Genomic DNA, 19,200 nt, shown 5'->3' on the forward strand with positions numbered 1-19,200 from the left:
CACCCCCCGGAAGGCGGACATCGCCATGTCCTCGGACACGCCCACACCACCCGACGACCCGCAACAGGGCGGCCACGGCACCTCGCCGGACGCCGCCGACACAGCGGCGAAGAGCGCTCCCGCCAAGCCCGTGAGCAGGCACAAACGGCTGATCGTCGTCGCCATCTGCGCCTTCGCGATCATCCTTGACGGTTACGACCTCACCGTCTATGGCGCTGTCGTGCCCAGCCTCCTGGAATACGAGCCGTGGGACCTCACGGAGACCCAGGCGGGCACCCTCGGCTCCTACGCCCTGGTGGGCATGCTCCTGGGCGCCCTGCTCATCGGCACCATCACCGACCTCGTCGGACGGCGCCGCATCATCATAGGCTGCGTCATCTGGTTCTCCACCGGGATGGCACTGACCGCCTTCGCGCCCTCCCCGGAGGTCTTCGGGCTGCTGCGCTTCCTCACCGGCCTGGGGCTGGGCGGGGTCATCCCCACCGCCATCGCCCTGACCATGGAGTACGCGGAACCGCACCGGCGCAACATGACCAACGCGTTCATGTTCAGCGGCTACGCCATCGGCGGCATCTGCGCGGCGCTCGTCGCCATCCCGGTGCTCGCCCGCTTCGAGTGGCAGACCATGTTCTGGCTCGGCGCGCTGCCCGCGCTGATCCTCGTGCCCCTGGCCTACTACGCCCTGCCCGAGTCCCCGAGCTACCTCCGTGCCCGCGGGCGGGAGGAGGAGGCGCAGGAGTTGGCGGCGCGGTACGGCGTCACCCTGGAAGCACCGGACAAGGCCGCGCCCACCGGGTCCAAGCGCGGAGCCATGGCCAATGTCGGCACCCTCGTCAACCGCCGCTTCCTCTCCGGGACACTGCTGTTCTGGCTGGCCAACGGCATGGGGCTGCTCCTGGTCTACGGGCTCAACACGTGGTTGGCGGAGATCATGTTCTCCGCCGGGTTCCCACTGGGCTCCTCACTGACCTTCCTCCTGGTCCTCAACGCGGGCGCCATCCTGGGTGCGCCCACCGGCGGCGCGCTCGCCGACCGGTTCGGGTCGCGTCCGGTGGTGAGCACCATGTTCCTCATCGCGGCGACCTGCATCCTGCTGATGAGCCTGGAGCCGCCCACAGCGCTGCTCTACGTGTTCGTGGCGCTCGCCGGCGCCTGCACGATCGGCACGACCATCCTGGTCAACTCCTACACCGGCAACTTCTACCCGGCCGCGCTGCGGGCCACCGGACTCGGCTGGGCGCTGGCCGTCGGGCGGATCGGGGCGATCATCGGGCCGATCTACGGAGGTCTCGTGATGGCCTCCGGTATGGGCATCGAGGTGAACTTCTACGCGTTCGCCGTGCCGGCGGTGATCGGGGCGCTCGCGATCCTGGTGGTTCCGAAGTCCCGGGCCGCGGTCCTGCCCGAACAGCAGCCGCGCTGAGCCGACCGTGCCGCGACACACAACGGGGCGGCGCCTTCCACAAGGCGCCGCCCCGTTGTGCTCCGGCCGCGCGGCTTCGATCCGGGGCGGTGTGCCCCGGACGGCGGACGGCAGCGTTCAGCGGTTGCCGCCGCTGTCGTTGCCCGGTCCGTCCTGGCCGCCCTCTGCGCCGCCGCCTCGCCAGCGGTCGGCCACGGTGTCGAAGAACGAGCCGCCGGCCCGCCCCGCGCCGCCGGCCACGTCCCGGATGGTCTTGACCAGCGGGTCCGTGGAGCGGTTCCAGCCGTCCTGGTAGGACTTGGCCGCGCCCGCGGCCTCCTCGGAGACGCTCGCGTCGCGATCGGTGCCACGGCGCGGGTAGTCGCCGTCGAGGATCCGCTGGTACTCGCCGCTCTCGACCCAGCGCTGCAGCTCGGCGACGCGGACCACCGCGAAGGGGTGGCTCTGCGGGAGGGTGGTCATGAGCTTGAGGACGCTGTCCACGGCGTCACCGCCGCCCTCGTACTCGCGGGCCTGCTCCATGAACGCGTCGGGGTTCATCTGCGACAGGTTGGAACCGCCGGCCAGCTTCATGAGGGCGCGCTTGGCGGCATCCGGGTTCTGGCAGGTCAGCAGGCCCGCACGGTCACTGGACAGCTCGGACTTGCGCTGCCACTCCTTCAGGGCGGTGATGATCCCCTGGATCGCGATGGCCCCGAGCGGGATCCACATGATCTTGGTGGACAGCCAGATCAACAGCAGGAGGATGGTGCGGTACACGGTGTGGCCGCTGAGCACGTGCCCGACCTCGTGGCCGATGACGAACCGCTTCTCCTCGGCGTCGAACAGGTCGAACAGGCCGGTGGTCATGACGATGAACGGCTTCTTCTTGCCGATCGCCATGGCGTTGGGCTGGGGATCCATCTTGACGTAGAGCTCGGGAACCTCGTCCAGGTCGAGGACGTAGGCGGCGTCCCGGAGGTAGTCGTGCAGCTCCGGGAACTGGGTGGGGCTCACCCGGACGGCGCTGGAGAGGTACAGCAGGCGGATCGTGCGCTCGTTGATCCGTCCGAAGAGGGATTTGACGAGGGTGTCGAAACCAGTCAACGACCGCAGCGCGACCAGGGCGCCGCGGTCGGCCGGGTGCTCGTAGGCACGGGCGGAGATATCGGGAAGCCGGACGCGGACGCGGTCTGGTGAGTTGGCCATATCGGCATGCTATGCGTCACGAACCAGCTTGGCCACGGTTTGCGCCCAACGAGATATGACGCGATTGACGGGTGTCCCGTGAAACCTCCGGGGAAGTAACGCGGTACGCCCTTTGTTTGAGCAGTGCCGGAGCGGAGCGTACTTGTCCGCTTCCGACAGGGCAGCGGGTCGGTTAACCTCGGTTGGCCGAAACCGGCGAAAACGGCAGCGCCACTGCGAAACGGAGCGCACAGTGACACACCAGGCCACCGGCGTCTCCCACGGGGGGAGTTCCCCCGCGCGACGGGACGGCTCCGTGCCGACCAAGGTCGGCGTCATGGGCGGCACCTTCGACCCCATCCACCACGGGCACCTCGTGGCCGCGAGTGAGGTCGCCCACCTCTTCGGCCTCGACGAAGTGGTCTTCGTCCCCACGGGGCAGCCCTGGCAGAAGGACCTCGCCACGGTCACCCCCTCGGAGGACCGCTACCTCATGACGGTCATCGCGACCGCGGAGAACCCCCAGTTCAGGGTGGACCGAATCGAGATCGACCGGTCCGGCCCCACCTACACCCTCGATACCCTCCGCCAGATGCGCTCCGCCTACGGCCCCTCCGTCGAGCTGTACTTCATCACCGGAGCGGACGCGCTCGGCGCGATCTTGAGCTGGCACAACGTCGACGAACTCTTCGACCTCGCGCATTTCGTAGGCTGTAACCGGCCCGGACACCACCTCAGCGACAACGGCCTGCCCGCGGGCAAGGTCTCCCTGGTGGAAGTCCCAGCGCTCGCCATCTCCTCGAGTGAGTGCCGCGAACGCGTCCGCAAGGGCGAACCCATCTGGTACCTCGTGCCCGACGGAATCGTCCGCTACATCAACAAGACCGGGCTCTACTTGGAGTCGTGAACCGCGGCGCGCGAACCCTCGGGCCCGCGCCGCGCCGGTCGCCACACCGAACTAGTAAGGCAGCAAGCACAACGTGACAGCCACCGACAGGGCCGTGGAACTCGCCAAGGTCGCCGCAGAGGCCGCCGCCGAGAAGCTCGCCCAGGAGATCATCGCCTACGACGTCAGCGACCAGCTCGTCATCACCGAGGCCTTCGTGCTGTGCTCGGCGCCCAACGACCGCCAAGTCCGCTCCATCGTCGAGGAGGTCGAGGACCAGCTGCGCATCCAGGCTGGCGCCAAGCCCGTCCGCCGCGAGGGCGAACGCGACGGACGGTGGGTCCTTCTGGACTACGCCGACATCGTCGTGCACATCCAGCACGAGGAGGAGCGCGGCTACTACGGCCTCGAGCGCCTCTGGAAGGACTGCCCCGAGATCGAGCTGCCCGAAGGCGCCCGCGGTGCCGAGCGCACCCCGCTGGACGAGCAGTAACCACTCGCGGCCGTCCAGGTCGCCGAACTGGAGAGACACACCACGTGAGTGACGCCCCGCGTGTGCTGTTCTGGCGGCACGGACGCACGGCCTGGAATGTCGAGAAGCGCTTCCAGGGACAGACCGACATCGACCTCGACCAGGTCGGCCACGCCCAAGCCGAACGGGCCGGCCGACTGCTCGCCACCCTCAGCCCCGACGTGGTCATCGCGTCCGACCTCAAACGGGCCGCCGACACTGCCGGGTACCTCGGACGTTCCTCCGGGGTCCCGGTGGAGTTCGACAAGGGGCTGCGCGAACGCTTCGGCGGCTCCTGGGAGGGCTATACCGCCACGGAGCTCGCCGAACGCTGGCCCGCCCTGCACCCGCGCATGGACATCCCCGACGGCGAGGACATCGCCGAGGTCGGCGACCGCATGACAGCGGCCGTAGAACGGGGCCTGGACAAGACCCCGCCCGGCGGCCTCCTCGTCGTGGTCAGCCACGGAGCCGCACTGCGCGTCGGGATCTCCCGCATGATCGGTGTTCCCGACGAACGCCGCGAGCTCCTCGGGCCGTTGAGCAACTGCTGCTGGTCCGTGCTCCAGGCCCGCGGAGAGACCTGGCGGCTCATGGAGCACAACGCCGCCAGCCTCCCCGAACCAGTGGTGCTCAGCGACGACTCCTGAAATCCGTTTCGACGAACAGACAGGATTCCGCTATGGTTCAGGGAGTCGGAAGGGCACACCAGCCCACACGGCTCCCGCACGGGGCTATGGCGCAGTTGGTAGCGCGCCTCCATGGCATGGAGGAGGTCTGGGGTTCGAATCCCCATAGCTCCACGAGTCGGCCCGCGTGGTCGGTTGCTTGGCAACCTTCCCCGCGGGCCGTTCCTGTTTTCGGGGGGCGACCCCCCCGTGCCCCCGGTGTGCGCTCGCGCACCTCGCCGCCAGGTTCACGGACTACGTCAGCTTAGATTGACGCCAGTTCCCGGAAGAACGCGCGGATGTCGTTGACCAACAGGTCCGGCTTCTCCATGGCCAGGAAGTGGCCCCCCTCACCGAGTTCGGTCCACCGCACGATGTTGTGGTCCCGTTCGGCCCAGGAACGGACCGTCACGTCGTGCGCGGAGAGCAGCACCCCCGTCGGCACCGTCCCGCGCTCCGGGGTCCAACCGCCAGAGTTCTCACCCCAGGCCGATGCGTCCCCGTCGCTCCAGTCGTTGGCGGAGATCTCCTCGTAGTAGATCTGGGCGGCGGAGCCCGCGGTGCCGGTGAGCCAGTAGATGGAGACGCACGTGAGCATCCGGTCGCGGTCCATGACGTCCTCTGGCAGGCTCTCCTCCGGCATGGACAGCTCCTTGAACTTCTCCGTGATCCAGGCGAGCTGGCCGACAGGGGAGTCGTGCAGACCGTAGGCGACGGTCTGCGGCCGCTTGGAGTTGCACTGCAGGTACCCGTCGTTGAAGTCCTGCATCGAGTCCCAGCGGCGGCGGTCCGCCCCTTCGAGGGCTTTCTCCTCATCGTCGGTGTAGGGGAAGGTGATCATCGCGTTGAGGTGCACCCCGACTACGTTGTCTGGTGCCTGCTTGCCCATCTCCGGGGCGATCCACGATCCGGTGTCGTAGCCCTGGACCCCGTAGCGCTCGTAGCCGAGTCGGGACATCAGCTCCACGAACACCCCGGCCATCCGGTTCGTCCCCATACCCGGACCGGCCAGCGGGGTGGAGAAGCCGAACCCCGGCAGCGACGGGATCACCAGGTGGAACGCGGCCTCGGGGTCGCCGCCGTGGGAGCGGGGGTCGGTGAGCGGGCCGACGACGTCGAGGAAGTCAGTGACCGCGCCCGGCCAGCCGTGCAGGAGGATCAGCGGCACGGCGTCGGGCTCGGGCGAGCGCACGTGGAGGAAGTGGACGTTCTGGCCGTCCACTTCGGTGGTGAACTGCGGATGGGCATTGAGTTCGGCCTCGTGGGCCCGCCAGTCGTAGGTGGTGCGCCAGTACTCGGTGAGCTCCTTCAGGTAGCCCACCGGAACCCCGCGGTCCCAGCCCGTCCCCGGCACCTCGTCCGGCCAGCGGGTGTTGGCCAGCCGGGCCTCCAGATCGACCAGCTGCTCCTTGGGGACGTCGATGTGGAAGGGACGGATGTTCTGCTGTGAGTTCGTCATGGTTCCACGCTAGAGAGTGCTTAGGTCAGTTTCGGTCCTAAGTCGATGGCAGGATCAGGGCATGGCTGAGACCTCCGCCCGGCTGCTCGCGCTGCTGTCGCTGTTCCAGACCCACCGGGACTGGTCCGGCGCCGATCTGGCCGCCCGCCTCGACGTCACCACCCGCACCATTCGCAGGGACGTGGACCGCCTGCGCGAACTCGGCTACCCGGTGCACGCCACCCAGGGCACGGCCGGATACCGGTTGGGGCGGGGAAGCGCCATGCCGCCCCTCCTGCTCGACGATGAGGAGGCCGTGGCCGTGGTCGTCGGGTTGCGCACCGCCGCCGACGGGGCGGTCAGCGGCGGTGAGGAGGCTTCGCTGCGTGCTCTGGGAAAGCTGGAACAAGTGCTGCCCTCGCGGCTGCGGCAGCGGGTGACCACGTTGCACGGTGCCACGTCGCGGGCCGGTGCCGAACCCGGGCCCACGGTCTCCTACGGGACCCTGATGGCGGTCGCCGAAGCCTGCCGCCGGCGCGAGCGGCTGCGCTTCGACTACGCCAGTCCGCGCGGAGGTGACTCGGTCCGGAGCGTCGAGCCGCACCGCCTGGTCAGCTTCGGGCGGCGCTGGTACCTGGTCGCCTTCGACGTCGACCGTGACGACTGGCGCACCTTCCGCGTGGACCGGCTCACCCCGCGGACCCCCACCGGTCCCCGGTTCACCCCGCGCGAGCCGCCCTACGGTGACGCGGCCCGCTACGTTTCCTACCAGCTGTCCTCGGCCACCTGGGACTACCGGGCTGTGGTCCGGCTCCATGAACCCGTCGAGGCGGTCGCCGACCGGATCTGGCCCGGCATGGGGGTGCTGGAGGCGGTCGACGCCCACAGCTGCCTGTTCCACCTGGGCGGGGAGAGCCCCTACGACCTGGTCTGGATGATCACGTCGGTCAACGCCGACTTCACCCTGGTCAGCGGTCCGCCCGAACTCGCCGAGGCCTTCCGTGCCCAGGCCAGGAGGTGCGCGGCCGCTCTGGACCGCCAAGGCTAGCCGGTGACCAGCGCGTACCCGGCGTGTGCGGCGAGGGCGGCCCCCAGGACCACCAGGATCCACACCACGGCCGACGAGCTGCTCTTGGCCAGGTAGTTGTTCAGCCGGTGGAGCAGCGGGTCCAGGCGGCGGTGCCAGAACAGCCGGGCCAGGGTGATGAGGGCCGCGGGCAGGACCATCACCAGGTTGTACAGGCCGAGCCAGCCCGCGTAGCCCACGACACCCAACTGCGCGTTGACCAGCAGGCCGATGGAGACAAGGTAGGGCAGCATCGTCGCGACTTCCAGCCCCACCGCGATCAGGGCGAGCTTCATGACACTGCCGTTGCCGTTGCCGCCCGCGCCGGTCATCGCGCGGTCGCGCCAGCGCTGGAGTCTGCCGGGGCCCGCGCCCTCCGCCCGCTTGCCGGACCGCACACCCCACCAGATGCCCGCGGCGACGAGGACGGCGCCGGCGGCCAGCTGGAGGGAGAGCAGTACCGCGTCCGGGATCTGCGCGAAGGTGTCGCGGACCGCGTCGACGAGCATGTCCGCCCCGGCTGCGATCGCCAGGCCCGCCACGAAGTAGAAGGCCACGACGGTGCCCAGGTACACGGCCATCCGGCCGACCCGTACCTTGCCCGGAGCCATGAGCAGCCACAGGGGAATCAGGAGGGTGCCGAACGCGGTGCTGTCCAGCAGCGCGAGCCCGACCAGAGCGGTCAGCAGTCCGAAGGTCATGGCCGGGCCTCCAAGCAGAGGAGGTCGAGCTGGGCGGTGATCGCCGCGCGGAGTACGTCGGGTCCGAATCGGTCGGGGTCGGTGACGCCGTGCAGGGAGAGACCGTTGACGAAGGCGATCATCGAGGCGGCGGCGGTATCGATGTCCATGTCAGCGGAGAGTTCGCCGCTGTGCTGTGCACCGCGAAACGCCGCACGGACCCAGTCCAGGCTCTGATCGACCATGTCATGGTGGATCCGGGCCTGTTCGGGGTTGGCCATGGACGAGTGGGCGAAGGCCAGCCACACGCGGACCTCCTGTCCGCGGACCTCATCCAAGGGCAGCAGCTCCTCGATGATCCGCTGGAGGCGAGCGCGGAACGGTGGTGTGTCCGGGGCCGAGTAGATCCGCTCCATGGTGCGCTGGGTGACGTACTCGATGCCGAAGGTAAGTAGCTCGGCCTTGGTGCGGAAATAGCGCTGGACCAGCCCGACGGAGACCCCCGCCGTCGCGGCGACCTGTCGCAGGGTGGTGCCTTCCAAACCGTGCTCGCTGATGACCAGGAGAAGCGCTTCACCGACTTGGTGGCGGCGGCTCTCCTCGTCTCTGTGTGTAGCCATGAAAAAATAATACAGCATTATTTTTTGTCGGTAGGGAACCCCGGGGCGGTCGGGGCCCGATCTACATCGCGTCGCCCAGCCAGACGGTGGTATCGCCGGGGAGTGCCATCCCGTCCACCTCGGTGCTGGCCAGCAGCACCTCGCCCCGGGGGAGCGGGACCGGGTCCCGGCCCGTGTTCACCACGACCAACACGTCGGCGCGGTAGAAGGCCAGCACCGGGCCCCGGTTCAGGTGGTCGTTCCACACCAGGGTCTCGTCGGCGGCGAAACGCCCGCGTACCCGCAGGGCGTTCCGGTACAGCCACAGAGTTGAGTCGGGGTCGCCCTCCTGCGCCTCCACCGAGTACTCACCCCACCAGGAGGGCTGGGGCAGCCATGCCCCGTTGCTCCCGAAGCCGAACGACGGGCCCTCCCTGGTCCAGGGGAGGGGGACCCGGCACCCGTCCCGGCCCTTGTCGGTGTGGCCGCTGCCCCGCCAGCGCGGGTCCTCCAACGCCTCAGAGGGAAGGTCCGCCACCTCGGGCAGCCCCAGCTCCTCGCCCTGGTACACGTACGCCGAGCCCGGCAGCGCCAGTTCGAGCAGGGCGAGTGCCCGCGCGCGGTCCCGGCCGAGTTCGGGGTCCGGCTCCGGTTCCCGGCCGTCCGAGAGCAGCCAGGCGCGGGGGTCGGTCCCCGCGGGCAGCCCCAGAAGGGAGGGCTTCCGGACGACGTCGTGGTTGCCGGTCACCCACGTGGGCACCGTGCCCACCCGGCCGGCGTCCGAGAGGGAGGACTGGATGATCCCCCGGTGGGCCTCCGCGTCCCAGGGGGCGGACAGGAACTCGAAGTTGAACGCCTGGTCGAGCTCGCCCGGCCGCGTGTACCGCACCCGCCGTTCGCTGGGCAGCCAGACCTCGGCCACGGTGGCGCGCGGCGGGTCGTAGGCGGACAGCACCCGGTTCCAGTCCCGGTACACCTCGTGCACCTCGGGCCGGTCCAGGTAGGGGTGGTCCGGGTTGGCGCTGAGGTCGTCGAACCGTCCGCCGTCCACCAGCACCAGGTCACGCAGCGGTTCCAAGTCCTTGACCAGCGCGTACGCCACGTCGATCCGGAAGCCGTCCACGCCCCGGTCACTCCAGAACCGCAGGATGTCCCGGAACTCCTCGCGGACGCGCGGATGGTCCCAGTTCAGATCGGGCTGCTCGGGGGCGAACATGTGCAGGTACCAGAGGCCGTCCGGGACCCGGGTCCAGGCCGGTCCGCCGAAGGTCGACCGCCAGTTGGTCGGTGGGAGCCCACCCTCCTGCCCGCGCCCTTCCCGGAACACGTACAGGTCCCGCTCGGGGGCGTCGGGGGAGGCCAGCGCCGCACGGAACCACGGGTGTGCTTCGGAGGTGTGGTTGGGGACGATGTCGATCATCACCCGGAGGTCGCGCGTGTGCGCGGCCGCGACCATGGCGTCGAAGTCCGTGAGCGTGCCCAGGGCCGGGTCCACCCCGCGGAAGTCGGCCACGTCGTAGCCGCCGTCCGCCCAGGGCGAGGGGTAGAACGGCGAGAGCCAGAGCCCGTCGGCGCCCAAGGACGCGATGTGGTCCAGCCGGGAGGTGATTCCCGCGATGTCGCCGACCCCGTCGCCGTCGGCGTCGGCGAGACTGCGCGGATAGACCTGGTACAGGACGGCGTCGCGCCACCATGGCCGCATGTTCAGCTCCCTCGTCGGTTGGGTCAGGACAGCCCCTGGGTGCTTCTCGGGGCGGAGGTGGTCTGGCGGGGGATGATCTGGGTGGGCATCTCCACGTGGGTGTCCCGCGGACGCGTCCCGTCCACGACCTCGACCGCGAGCTCGCCCGCCGCGGAACCGATGCGGCAAGGGGACTGGTCGACCGTGGTGAGGTCGAGCATGGCGGCCCCCTCGTGGTTGTCGAACCCCATGAGGGAGATCGCGTCGGGGACGCTGATCCCCGATCGGCGCAGCGTTCGGTGGGCCCCCATGGCGATGTCGTCGAACTCGGCGAGCACGGCGGTGGGCGGGTCCAGGTCGGAGAGCAGCTCACCCATGGCGTGCTCACCTCCCTCGTGCCCGGGCGCCTTGACAACACTCCAGGGGGTGAGCCCGGCCTCGTCCATGGCCGCTTGGTATCCCCGCAGCCGGTCCCTCGAGCTCGCGCTGTACCAGGATTCGCCCTGCGAACCGATATAGGCGATCCGGGTGTGCCCGAGATTCAGCAGGTGGCGCGTGGCCCCGACCGCGCCGGTGCGGTCGTCGATGAACACGCTGGCACGTCCCGGTACGCGCTGGCCGGTGAGGACCAGTGGCACGCCGACGTCGTCCAGGCGCCGGCACTCCTCCTCGGACAGGTCCATGGACACGGTGACCACCGCGTCGCAGTTGCGGCGCAAGGGCAGGGTGCGGGTCCAGCCGGGCCGGGCCCGGAGGTCGCCGACCTTGTAGACGAGCATGTCCAGCCCGGCGGGGCGCAGGACGTCGCTGATCCCCGCCAGCACGGAGCCGAAGAACCACGGCTGGAGGAAGGGCACCACGACCGCGACCCGGCCGGTGCGTCCCGTGACCAGTCCCGAGGCATTGCGCGACACCACGTAGGAGAGCTCGTCCGCCGCGTCGCGCACGCGTTCGCGGACCGTGGGCGCCACCCCGGGGGCACCGCGCATGACCCGGGAGACCGTGGACAGGGAGACCCCGGCGCGCCGTGCGACGTCACGCATGCTCGGGGGACGACTGGACATGCCGTCCACGTTAGGAGTGTGACCTGTGGCATGGCAACGTTTTCACCAGATTTGCCTCTGCTCAGGCCTTCTTTTACCTGCGTTATGTAGTTGACGCGAGTATCTCTGTTGACTACGTCACATTGGCGGTGGCATCGTTTTCAAACACCCTGGGGGAGGCCCACAAACACCTCGAAGCCGCGCTCCCACCCCCTGTAACGGGCGCGAAAGGAGAGAGTCATGCCGGAACTTTCATGGCACCGGAGGCACTCATGGCGGGCGGGCGGTGCCGCGGTCGCCGCCCTGGTCCTGACCCTCAGCGCCTGCGGCGAACCCCCGACCGAGGAAACCGAGGGCGAAGCCGAGGGCGAGAGCGCTGGGTTGGCCGACGACCCCCAGTTCGTCTGGGCGGTCACCGGCGCGGACCGCCAGATCCACGAGGACGTCGCCACCCTGTGGAACGAGAACAACCCAGACCAGGAGGTCGAGGTCTTCTTCCTGGCGCCCACTGCCGACGAGCAGCGCCAGGCGATGTTCCAGGACCTGCAGACCCAGGCCGGAGAGTTCGACGTCCTCGGCCTCGACGTCATCTGGACCGGCGAGTTCGCCGACGCCGGCTACATCGAGAGCCTGGAGGACCTGCGCCCGGAGGTCGAGGGGACCAGCCTCGAGGGGGCCATCGACAGCTCCCAATGGCAGCAGGAGCTCTACGCTCTGCCCTACTCTTCCAACGGCGGCTTCCTCTACTACCGCACGGACCTCATCGACGAGCCCCCCACAACCTGGGACGAGCTCTACGAGACCGGTATGGAGGCGGCCGATGAGGAGGGCATCTCGCCCTTCGTCGGCCAGGGCGACCAGTACGAGGGCTTCGTCGTCTCCTACCTGGAGATGTTCTGGTCCGCGGGCGGCGAGCTCTTCGACGAGGGGCAGGAGAACTCCATCTTCCTGGAGGGCGACGCGGCGGAGACCGCCCTGGACTTCATGACCGAAGCCCAGGAGGCCGGCTTCTTCGCCGAGGGCTACGACTCCATGGTCGAGGACGACGCCCGCGCCCTGTTCCAGTCGGGCGAGGCCGTGTACATGCGCAACTGGCCCTACGCCGTCCCGCTCCTGGAAGGCGAGGACGAGGAAGAGGAGACCGAGGTCGCGGGCGACTTCGACGTCGCCCCGCTCCCGACCTTCACCGGTGAGGGCACCACCAGCGCCCTGGGCGGACTCAACAACGCCGTCAGCACCCTGAGCGAGAACCAGGACCTGGCCACCGAGTTCGTGCAGTGGGCCGCCACCGACGAGGAGGCACAGGCCATCCTCGCGAGCCACAGCCTCCCGCCGACCATGCTCAGCGCCTACGACGACGCCGAGGACCCCAACTTCGAGCTGCTCGGTGAGATCCTCGAGGACGCCGACGCTCGGCCGCCGGTCCCGGGGTACAACTCGCTGTCCCTGTCGATGCAGGACAACCTGCACCCGGCCTTCTTGGGGCAGGAGGACGCCGACAGCGCGTTGGAAGCGGTGGACACCGCGGCGGGCGACGCGCTCGAACAGGACTAGCGCCGCGATGGCCCGATCGAGCAGTACTGACCGGAAAGTCGGCACACGCATACGAGCACAGGGCCTGGGCGAGCGGGCGATGGGGCGGATCTTCCTCGCCCCGTCGCTCGCCTTCATGGCCCTGATCGCGCTCTTCCCAGTCTTCTACGCCGTCGGGATGAGCCTGTACAACATCCGGGGATTCCAACAGGACTTCATCGGAGGCGACAACTACGCAAGGGCGCTGACCGACCCCAACTTCTGGAACGCCGCCCAGAACACGCTGATCTTCACCGTGGCGTCGGTGTCCCTGGAGTTCGTGATCGGCATGGCGTTCGCGCTGATCATGCACCAGGTCTTCATCGGCCGGGGCCTGACCCGAGCGGTCATCCTGGTGCCCTGGGTCATCCCGACGGCGGTCGCGGCCCAGGTGTGGCGGTACATGTTCGACCACAACCCCGGCTTCGCAAACGCGGTCCTGGGCACGGACATCAACTGGCTGCGGGACCCGGCCTGGTCCATGGTCGGCATCATCAGCGCGGACGTGTGGAAGACCGCCCCGTTCGTGGCCCTGCTGCTCCTGGCCGGGCTCCAGACCATCCCGAGGGACTACTACGAAGCGGCCAAGGTCGACGGGGCCAACGCGGTCCAGCGGTTCTGGTCGATCACGCTGCCGCTGCTGCGCCCGGCGATCGTCGTCGCGCTGCTGTTCCGCACGGTGGACGCGCTGCGGATGTTCGACTTCGCCTACGTGTTCGCCGGGTACTCGAACTCGCTGGCCACCCTGTCGGTGTACGCCCAGCGGTTCCTGGTAGCCGAGCCGGAACTGGGCTACGCGAACGCGCTGTCCACGGTCACGTTCGTCATCGTCATGCTGGTCGGGCTGGCCTTCATCAGCCGACTGGGCCGACACATGGTCGGTGACGCGGGGCAGAAGGAGAGGCGATGACCACCCACGAGAGCCGGGCCGCCGTCCGGCGGGCGCACAAGCCCAAGCCCAAGACGCCACCGTTCGTGATCAACTCGCTCAAGCTGCTGGGGCTGTTCCTGGTCCTGGGCTGGTGCCTGTTCCCGTTCCTGTGGATGGGCATGACCAGCCTGCGCACGGGCTCGGTGGCGCTGACCGACCCGAACATCTTCCAGGGGCCGTTCGACTTCGGCAACTACGAGGAGGTCGTCAACCAGGGCTTCCACTTCGCGCTGCGCAACTCGCTGATCGTGGCGTCGGTGACCACGCTGATCTGTATCCCCGTGGCGGCACTGGCCGGGTACGCGCTGGCGAGGCTGCCACTGGCCGGGAAGTTCGCGCTGCTCGCCGCCACCCTGGTGGCGACGCTGTTCCCGCCGGTGGCGCTGGTCAACCCGCTGTACCGGATGTACTTGCAGCTCAATGAGCTGACCGGGATCAACCTGCTCAACTCCTACGCGGGCATGATCATCCCGTACGTGGCGCTGACCCTGCCGCTGTCGATCTTCATCCTCGCCACGTTCTTCGCGGGCATCCCGAAAGAGATCGAGGAGTCCGCGAAGGTGGACGGGGCGACGCCGTTCCAGGCCTTCCTGCGGGTGGTGGCCCCGCTGGCGGCACCGGGTGTGGGAGCCGCGGCCATCCTGACCTTCGTGTACTCCACCAACGAGTTCCTGCTTGCCTTCTCGTTCGCCCCCCGCGACCTCAACGTGCAGACGGTGCCGGTGTTCGTCGGCACCTTCGAGCGGGTCGGTTACGAGAACCCGATCGGACAGGTCATGGCTGCCTCGGTGCTGGTCTCGATCCCGCTGATCGTCTTCGCGCTGGTGTTGCAGCGGAGGATCGTCGCGGGGCTGACCTCGGGCGCGGTGAAGGGCTGAGGGCCGGGGCCGTGCAGGGGCGCGGACTCAGGGCTCCACACAGGCCCGGATGACACGGACGTACTGCTCACGCGGCTCGACGACCTCGGGCCGCGTGAGCGCGTGCATGATGAGCCCGTCCGCGTAGGCGAGCAGGGTCCGTGCGGCCGCCTCCGGGTCGGGGGCGCCGAGGCTGGCCAGGATCGGGGCGCTCCACTCGCGGATGCGGTCGTGGCCCCGGTTGAGTGCGGCGCGCACCTCGGGGTTGTGCGCCGCCTCCATGGCCAGGGTGTAGCGGGCGACGGTGCGGACCCGGTCGGTGGTGTTCATGGCGGTGACGAACCCGGCGACGGCGTCCGCGAGGTGGTCGACCGAGGCCACGGTGGCGTCGTAGAGCCGGGCCCAGTCCTGCCGGTCGAGCTCCTCCAAGCGTTCCACGGCCCCGCTGACCAGTGCGTCCCTGGTGCGGAAGTGGTTGGACGCCGATCCTTTGGGGAGTCCGGCGGCGGCATCGACCTTGCCGTGGGTCAGGGCGTGGAGGCCGCGGGTCCCCAGGAGTTCGATGGCCGCGTCGACGGCTCGGGCCTTGGTCCGGGACATCCGTTCACTATATTCATAGTGGCGATTTACTATGATCGTAGTAGTCTGGTGAGCATGAACGGAAGAGCACTGGTGGTGGGCGGCGGCATCGCGGGTCTCACCGTCGCCCGGGGGCTGCTGCACGGTGGCTGGGAGGTCGACGTACGCGAACGGCTGGTCGGGCCACCCGATATCGGCGGGGCACTCGGTGTGTGGCCCAGCGCCTTGGCCGCCCTCGACCGCCTCGGCCTGGGGGAGGCCGTGCGCGAGCGGGCCGAACACCGGGCGGAGGCCGCCCTGCTCCGGCCGGACGGAAGGGCTCTCCTGCGCACGGGCGCCGGTGACGGGGCCCACCTGGTCTCCAGGTCGGAACTTCTCCGGATCCTCGTGGAAGGGGTGCCCGACGGCCTCGTCCGCTGGAACACGCCCGTCACCGTGTCCGACCTCGCCCCGGGGAAGCGGTTCGACGTGATCGTGGGCGCCGACGGCATCCACAGCCTTGTCCGCCGCACCGCGTTCTCCCGCGCCCGGCCGCCCCGCCCCCTCGGGTCGATCGCCTACCGGGGGACGCTTCCCGGCCGGGTCGAGCGGGTCACCGAAACCTGGGGAGGGCGACGGATCTTCGGGGTCACTCCGCTCGGCGCGCACACCACCAACTGGTACGCGGCCCTCGACGCGCGACTGCTCACCGAGGACGAGCGTGCGGCGCCGGACGTCACCGCCCACGCGAAAGTGCTGCGGAGGGAGTTCGGCGGCTGGCACGCGGAGGTCGCCCGGGTCCTGTCGGGGCTGGAGGTCCATGGGGTGGACCGGCGGGCCCTCTACGACCTGCCGGCGCTTGGCCCCTACGTCCGAGGGCGCCACGCGCTCATCGGCGACGCCGCCCACGCCATGGCGCCCAACCTGGGTCGGGGCGCTTGTGAGTCCGTGGTGGACGCGGTGGCACTGGCCGACGCACTCAACAGGGAGCCCACCGTCCCGAGGGCCCTGATCCGCTACGACCGCGCCCGGCGCCGTCCCACCCGGCGTATCGTGGCCGCCTCCAGGGCGCTCAACCGGGTCAGCATGACGGGTCTGGCCGGGCGGCTCCCAGCCCGTGCTCCGGCCGCACGGTCCCCGTTCCGGTAAGGGGCCCATCCGGCGAGGGGCCGGGGGAGAGGGCTCCCTAGGAGGGGGTGGACCACGGGGCAGCCGCGGCCGCCGTGGTCAGTCGCGGATAGTGGCCAGGAAGGCCCGGACCTCGTCCACGTACCGGTCGTGTGCCTCCAATTGGGCCCAGTGCCCGCATTCGGGGACCATAACCAGCCGGGCGTTCGGCATCTGCTCCGCCGCCCGCCGCGACCCCTCCGGCGGCACCATCGGGTCCAGTTCACCGTGGAAGAAGAGTGTGGGGGCCGAGATCTCCGAGACCACGGGCAGCAGGTTGTTGCGCATCCCGCGTGGGCCGAGGGTGGCCTGGTTGTAGCGCATGTAACCCCGCGAGGGGCCGTGTCGGAGGGCCTCGCGGCGGAACTCCGCCACCACCTCGGGCGGCATGGTCGACACGTCGTGCACCACCGCGCGCAGCGCCGCCCCGACGAACCGGTTGGCCAGGGTCGCCATGGGAACCAGGAGTGCGTCGGGCAGCCGCGCGGACCACCAGGCGGCCTTGTGCGTGAACCGGTTCCCTACGCGCTCCACCAGCCCGCCGGGGGCGATCAGTACCAGCCCTTCGATCAGGTCGGGGTGGCGCAACGCCAGGTTCAGCACCACGTCACCGCCCATGGACACGCCCGCGACCACGGCCCGGTCCACCCCGAGTTCGGCGAGGACCCGCGCGAGGAAGTCGGCCTGGGCCGCCGGGCCGCCCACGGGATCGATGCCCACCGTGCCGCCGAACCCGGGCAGCTCGGGCGCGATCACCCGGTGGTCGGAACCGAACTCCTCGAACATCCGGAACCACGAGATCGTGGCGTTGTCGTTGCTGCCGCCGTGCACCATCAGGAACGGCGGCGCCTGGTCCGGGCCGCTGCGCAGGACACGCACCCGGCCCCCGTCCATGTCGAGGAACTCGGTACGGGCGTTCGGCGGGAGGAATGTCATGGCCGGCTCCAGAGTGATTCGAGGTCGTCGGCGAGGCGCCTGAAGCACTCCTTGCCGGGTGTGGTGTCAGTGACGTCGGTGTCGGCGGCGCGCGCGATCATTTCGCCCATCCCCAGGATGAGCGCGTCGAGGTCCTCGTGCGGCGCGGTCTGGACCAGGCCCACGTTCCAGACCGCCAGGTTGGCGGCCAGGGTCTCGGGATCCAGGTCGGCCCGGACCATGCCCGCGTCCCGCATCCGCCGGACGAAGTCCGCGCTGACCGGCAGCCGGGACCGGTACAGGGCCGTCTGGTCGTCGGGACGCCGCCCCGTCCGGACGGCCCCCTTGTACAGCGCGCGTAGCAAGGGCCGGGTGTACAGGGCTGTCAGTGAGTGGACGAAGAGCCGGGACAACAGGCCGCCGCGCGGGTCGGCGGCCACCTCGGACCGGGTAGTGGCCAGAGCCAGCCCCAGCTCGCGGGCGATCACGGCACGCGACAGGGTCTCCTTGCTGTCGAAGCGCAGGTAGAGGACGCCCTTGGCGACCCCCGCGCGTGCAGAGATGTCGTCCATGGTGGTGCGCTTCGAGCCGTGTTCCGCGAGGACTTCGGCGGCCGCGTCGAGGATGACTTCGGTGTCCACGCTGGGGCGGGCCATAGATCTGTCCTTAATGACTGGATTCGTTCATTTAGTCATTATAGGGCGATGCGTTGGTTGATCACCAGGGTGGTGGCGGAACAATGAAGGGGAGCGCTCTCAGAACAGCCAATGAGGGCGCTTCCCCGTCGCGGTTACGGCCGTCGAGTGACGTCCGCAGAGTCCAGATCGGCGATGTCCTTGCCCATCAGCTCCGCGGTGATCTGCAGCTCGGCCAGGAACGCCCGCAGAACGTGCTCCACGCCCGAAGCCCCGTCCACCGCCAGGCCGTACACCCACGGCCGACCCAGCAGGACCGCCTGTGCGCCCAGCGCCATGGCCACGGCCACGTCGGCACCCGAGCGCACACCGGAGTCGAACAGCACCGCCGCCCGGTCACCGACCGCCGCCACCACCTCGGGCAGCGCGTCCAGCGCCGCTACCGAGGCGTCGATCTGGCGCCCTCCGTGATTGCTCACCACGATCCCGTCCACGCCCGCGTCCACCAGGTCCGCGGCCTCGTCCCCTCGGACGACCCCCTTGACCAGCACCGGAAGATCGGTCCACTGGCGGATGCGGGAAATGTTCTCCGTGCTCAACGACTTGCTGGCGAAGGCACCAAGGAAATGGAAGACCGCCTCGGTGAACACGCCGCCCGGCTCGGGCTCCTCCTTGAGCCGGGCCCGGAACACCGGATCGCTGAAGTAGTTCGCGGTGCCCTGGCTGCGCAGGAACGGCAGGTGCCCCGCGGAGAGGTCGCGGGGCCGCCACCCGAGCCGCTTGGTGTCCGCGGTGACCACGATCGCCTTGGCCCCGGCCGCCGCCGCGCGCCGTACGAAGGACTCCGCCAACTCGTCGTCGCTGGGCCAGTACAGCTGGTACCACCAGGAGTCCGCGGCCTCGGCCACCTCCTCGATCGGGGTGGAGGCTGCGGTGGACAGGGTCACGGGGACCCCCAGCGTGTTCGCTCCCCGGGCCAGGGCCCGCTCGCACTCGGGGTGCACCTGCTCCAGAACCCCGATCGGCGCGGTCAGCAGGGGAGTGGGGTAGCGCTCTCCGAACAGCGTGACACCAAGGTCCCCCGCGGCCTCCGCCCCGGGCCGCAGGCTGCGCGGCCGCAGGGCGTACCGGGAGAAGGCGTCGACGTTGGCGTCCGCGGTGCGCTCGCGTCCGGCGCTCCCCTCCACGTAGCCGAACGGACCCGGCTCCATGGCCTCCCGGGCCAGCTCGCGCAGCTCGTCGTGGTGGTACGGCAGCTGGGGGAGCTTGCCGTTGGTCGCGTCGGCGTAGACGCTGTCCTGATACTGGGCGTAGTTGCTCATCGATCCCTCGCGGGCGCCGGGGCGCCGGTTCCGCGCGCCGCGGGTGGGGCGGGCGCGCCTCGGGCGTGTCCGGGGGACAGA

At 69.7% G+C, this 19,200-nt stretch carries 19 protein-coding genes and 1 tRNA gene; 10 read left to right on the top strand and 10 right to left on the bottom strand.

Annotated features, from left to right (window positions below):
* The first annotated feature begins 25 nt into the window (after positions 1-25).
* Positions 26-1,423 (top strand): MFS transporter, encoded by a 1,398-nt coding sequence (locus ACYVD1_RS00400; RefSeq protein ID WP_460765800.1) that lies wholly within the window; start codon positions 26-28, stop codon positions 1,421-1,423.
* A 117-nt stretch (positions 1,424-1,540) separates the two neighbouring features.
* Here ACYVD1_RS00400 and ACYVD1_RS00405 read toward each other — a convergent pair whose 3' ends face one another.
* The gene (locus ACYVD1_RS00405; RefSeq protein WP_460765806.1) at positions 1,541-2,611 is read right to left on the bottom strand and encodes a M48 family metallopeptidase; all 1,071 of its coding nucleotides are present in this window, start codon (positions 2,609-2,611) and stop codon (positions 1,541-1,543) included.
* A gap of 232 nt (positions 2,612-2,843) precedes the next feature.
* Between ACYVD1_RS00405 and nadD the strand changes: the two genes are divergently transcribed.
* From nadD to ACYVD1_RS00425, 4 genes are all read left to right on the top strand, one after another.
* Positions 2,844-3,497 (top strand): nicotinate-nucleotide adenylyltransferase, encoded by a 654-nt coding sequence (nadD, locus tag ACYVD1_RS00410; RefSeq protein WP_460765811.1) that lies wholly within the window; start codon positions 2,844-2,846, stop codon positions 3,495-3,497.
* Between the two features lie 73 nt (positions 3,498-3,570).
* On the top strand, positions 3,571-3,969 hold the full coding sequence (rsfS, locus tag ACYVD1_RS00415; RefSeq protein ID WP_460747407.1) for a ribosome silencing factor: 399 nt from the start codon (positions 3,571-3,573) through the stop codon (positions 3,967-3,969).
* Between the two features lie 44 nt (positions 3,970-4,013).
* A complete protein-coding gene (locus ACYVD1_RS00420; RefSeq protein WP_460765816.1) occupies positions 4,014-4,637 on the top strand; it encodes a histidine phosphatase family protein in 624 nt (207 codons plus the stop codon).
* An 80-nt stretch (positions 4,638-4,717) separates the two neighbouring features.
* Positions 4,718-4,790, top strand: a tRNA-Ala gene (locus ACYVD1_RS00425).
* 130 nt (positions 4,791-4,920) lie between these two features.
* Here the strand turns inward: ACYVD1_RS00425 and ACYVD1_RS00430 are convergent.
* Entirely contained in the window at positions 4,921-6,114 is a 1,194-nt protein-coding gene (locus ACYVD1_RS00430) for an epoxide hydrolase family protein (RefSeq protein WP_460765819.1), read from the bottom strand.
* Positions 6,115-6,175: 61 nt separating this feature from the next.
* Between ACYVD1_RS00430 and ACYVD1_RS00435 the strand changes: the two genes are divergently transcribed.
* The gene (locus ACYVD1_RS00435; protein WP_460765823.1) at positions 6,176-7,141 is read left to right on the top strand and encodes a helix-turn-helix transcriptional regulator; all 966 of its coding nucleotides are present in this window, start codon (positions 6,176-6,178) and stop codon (positions 7,139-7,141) included.
* Here the strand turns inward: ACYVD1_RS00435 and ACYVD1_RS00440 are convergent.
* The 4 genes from ACYVD1_RS00440 to ACYVD1_RS00455 form a co-directional block, all read right to left on the bottom strand.
* Positions 7,138-7,860, bottom strand: a complete 723-nt coding sequence (locus tag ACYVD1_RS00440; protein WP_460765826.1) for a GAP family protein — start codon at positions 7,858-7,860, stop codon at positions 7,138-7,140. The genes ACYVD1_RS00435 and ACYVD1_RS00440 overlap by 4 nt on opposite strands.
* Positions 7,857-8,459 (bottom strand): TetR/AcrR family transcriptional regulator, encoded by a 603-nt coding sequence (locus ACYVD1_RS00445; RefSeq protein ID WP_460765829.1) that lies wholly within the window; start codon positions 8,457-8,459, stop codon positions 7,857-7,859. The genes ACYVD1_RS00440 and ACYVD1_RS00445 overlap by 4 nt, the downstream gene beginning before the upstream one ends.
* 61 nt (positions 8,460-8,520) lie before the next feature.
* Positions 8,521-10,140: a glycoside hydrolase family 13 protein gene (locus ACYVD1_RS00450; protein WP_460765832.1), complete on the bottom strand. Its 1,620-nt coding sequence runs from the start codon at positions 10,138-10,140 to the stop codon at positions 8,521-8,523.
* 23 nt (positions 10,141-10,163) lie between these two features.
* Positions 10,164-11,183, bottom strand: a complete 1,020-nt coding sequence (locus ACYVD1_RS00455; RefSeq protein WP_460765835.1) for a LacI family DNA-binding transcriptional regulator — start codon at positions 11,181-11,183, stop codon at positions 10,164-10,166.
* A 219-nt stretch (positions 11,184-11,402) separates the two neighbouring features.
* Between ACYVD1_RS00455 and ACYVD1_RS00460 the strand changes: the two genes are divergently transcribed.
* The 3 genes from ACYVD1_RS00460 (at position 11,403) to ACYVD1_RS00470 (ending at position 14,543) form a co-directional block, all read left to right on the top strand.
* Positions 11,403-12,716 (top strand): ABC transporter substrate-binding protein, encoded by a 1,314-nt coding sequence (locus ACYVD1_RS00460; protein ID WP_460765838.1) that lies wholly within the window; start codon positions 11,403-11,405, stop codon positions 12,714-12,716.
* 79 nt (positions 12,717-12,795) lie between these two features.
* Positions 12,796-13,644, top strand: coding sequence for a carbohydrate ABC transporter permease (locus tag ACYVD1_RS00465; RefSeq protein WP_460766137.1), 849 nt, complete (start codon positions 12,796-12,798; stop codon positions 13,642-13,644).
* Positions 13,641-14,543, top strand: coding sequence for a carbohydrate ABC transporter permease (locus ACYVD1_RS00470; RefSeq protein WP_460765843.1), 903 nt, complete (start codon positions 13,641-13,643; stop codon positions 14,541-14,543). Before ACYVD1_RS00465 ends, ACYVD1_RS00470 begins: the two co-directional genes overlap by 4 nt.
* 27 nt (positions 14,544-14,570) lie before the next feature.
* Here the strand turns inward: ACYVD1_RS00470 and ACYVD1_RS00475 are convergent, their stop codons facing one another.
* Entirely contained in the window at positions 14,571-15,122 is a 552-nt protein-coding gene (locus ACYVD1_RS00475) for a TetR/AcrR family transcriptional regulator (RefSeq protein ID WP_460765847.1), read from the bottom strand.
* A gap of 54 nt (positions 15,123-15,176) precedes the next feature.
* Here ACYVD1_RS00475 and ACYVD1_RS00480 point away from each other — a divergent pair, with 54 nt between their 5' ends.
* Entirely contained in the window at positions 15,177-16,229 is a 1,053-nt protein-coding gene (locus ACYVD1_RS00480; RefSeq protein WP_460765850.1) for an FAD-dependent monooxygenase, read from the top strand.
* 78 nt (positions 16,230-16,307) lie between these two features.
* Here the strand turns inward: ACYVD1_RS00480 and ACYVD1_RS00485 are convergent, their stop codons facing one another.
* The 3 genes from ACYVD1_RS00485 to ACYVD1_RS00495 form a co-directional block, all read right to left on the bottom strand.
* Entirely contained in the window at positions 16,308-17,183 is an 876-nt protein-coding gene (locus ACYVD1_RS00485; RefSeq protein ID WP_460765854.1) for an alpha/beta fold hydrolase, read from the bottom strand.
* Positions 17,180-17,818: a TetR family transcriptional regulator gene (locus tag ACYVD1_RS00490; RefSeq protein ID WP_460765858.1), complete on the bottom strand. Its 639-nt coding sequence runs from the start codon at positions 17,816-17,818 to the stop codon at positions 17,180-17,182. Before ACYVD1_RS00490 ends, ACYVD1_RS00485 begins: the two co-directional genes overlap by 4 nt.
* A gap of 134 nt (positions 17,819-17,952) precedes the next feature.
* Positions 17,953-19,119 carry an alpha-hydroxy-acid oxidizing protein gene (locus ACYVD1_RS00495; protein ID WP_460765861.1) on the bottom strand — a complete coding sequence of 389 codons (1,167 nt, stop codon included), beginning with the start codon at positions 19,117-19,119 and terminating at the stop codon, positions 17,953-17,955.
* Between the last annotated feature and the right edge of the window lie 81 nt (positions 19,120-19,200).

It is taken from the genome of Nocardiopsis nanhaiensis (genome assembly GCF_054778635.1).

Coding starts and splice junctions, on each gene's coding strand:
- ACYVD1_RS00400 (WP_460765800.1), top strand. CDS start 26: ATGTCCTCGGACACGCCCACACCACCCGACGACCCGCAACAGGGCGGC.
- ACYVD1_RS00405 (WP_460765806.1), bottom strand. CDS start 2,611: ATGGCCAACTCACCAGACCGCGTCCGCGTCCGGCTTCCCGATATCTCC.
- ACYVD1_RS00430 (WP_460765819.1), bottom strand. CDS start 6,114: ATGACGAACTCACAGCAGAACATCCGTCCCTTCCACATCGACGTCCCC.
- ACYVD1_RS00435 (WP_460765823.1), top strand. CDS start 6,176: ATGGCTGAGACCTCCGCCCGGCTGCTCGCGCTGCTGTCGCTGTTCCAG.
- ACYVD1_RS00440 (WP_460765826.1), bottom strand. CDS start 7,860: ATGACCTTCGGACTGCTGACCGCTCTGGTCGGGCTCGCGCTGCTGGAC.
- ACYVD1_RS00445 (WP_460765829.1), bottom strand. CDS start 8,459: ATGGCTACACACAGAGACGAGGAGAGCCGCCGCCACCAAGTCGGTGAA.
- ACYVD1_RS00450 (WP_460765832.1), bottom strand. CDS start 10,140: ATGCGGCCATGGTGGCGCGACGCCGTCCTGTACCAGGTCTATCCGCGC.
- ACYVD1_RS00455 (WP_460765835.1), bottom strand. CDS start 11,183: ATGTCCAGTCGTCCCCCGAGCATGCGTGACGTCGCACGGCGCGCCGGG.
- ACYVD1_RS00460 (WP_460765838.1), top strand. CDS start 11,403: ATGCCGGAACTTTCATGGCACCGGAGGCACTCATGGCGGGCGGGCGGT.
- ACYVD1_RS00465 (WP_460766137.1), top strand. CDS start 12,796: ATGGGGCGGATCTTCCTCGCCCCGTCGCTCGCCTTCATGGCCCTGATC.
- ACYVD1_RS00470 (WP_460765843.1), top strand. CDS start 13,641: ATGACCACCCACGAGAGCCGGGCCGCCGTCCGGCGGGCGCACAAGCCC.
- ACYVD1_RS00475 (WP_460765847.1), bottom strand. CDS start 15,122: ATGTCCCGGACCAAGGCCCGAGCCGTCGACGCGGCCATCGAACTCCTG.
- ACYVD1_RS00480 (WP_460765850.1), top strand. CDS start 15,177: ATGAACGGAAGAGCACTGGTGGTGGGCGGCGGCATCGCGGGTCTCACC.
- ACYVD1_RS00485 (WP_460765854.1), bottom strand. CDS start 17,183: ATGACATTCCTCCCGCCGAACGCCCGTACCGAGTTCCTCGACATGGAC.
- ACYVD1_RS00490 (WP_460765858.1), bottom strand. CDS start 17,818: ATGGCCCGCCCCAGCGTGGACACCGAAGTCATCCTCGACGCGGCCGCC.
- ACYVD1_RS00495 (WP_460765861.1), bottom strand. CDS start 19,119: ATGAGCAACTACGCCCAGTATCAGGACAGCGTCTACGCCGACGCGACC.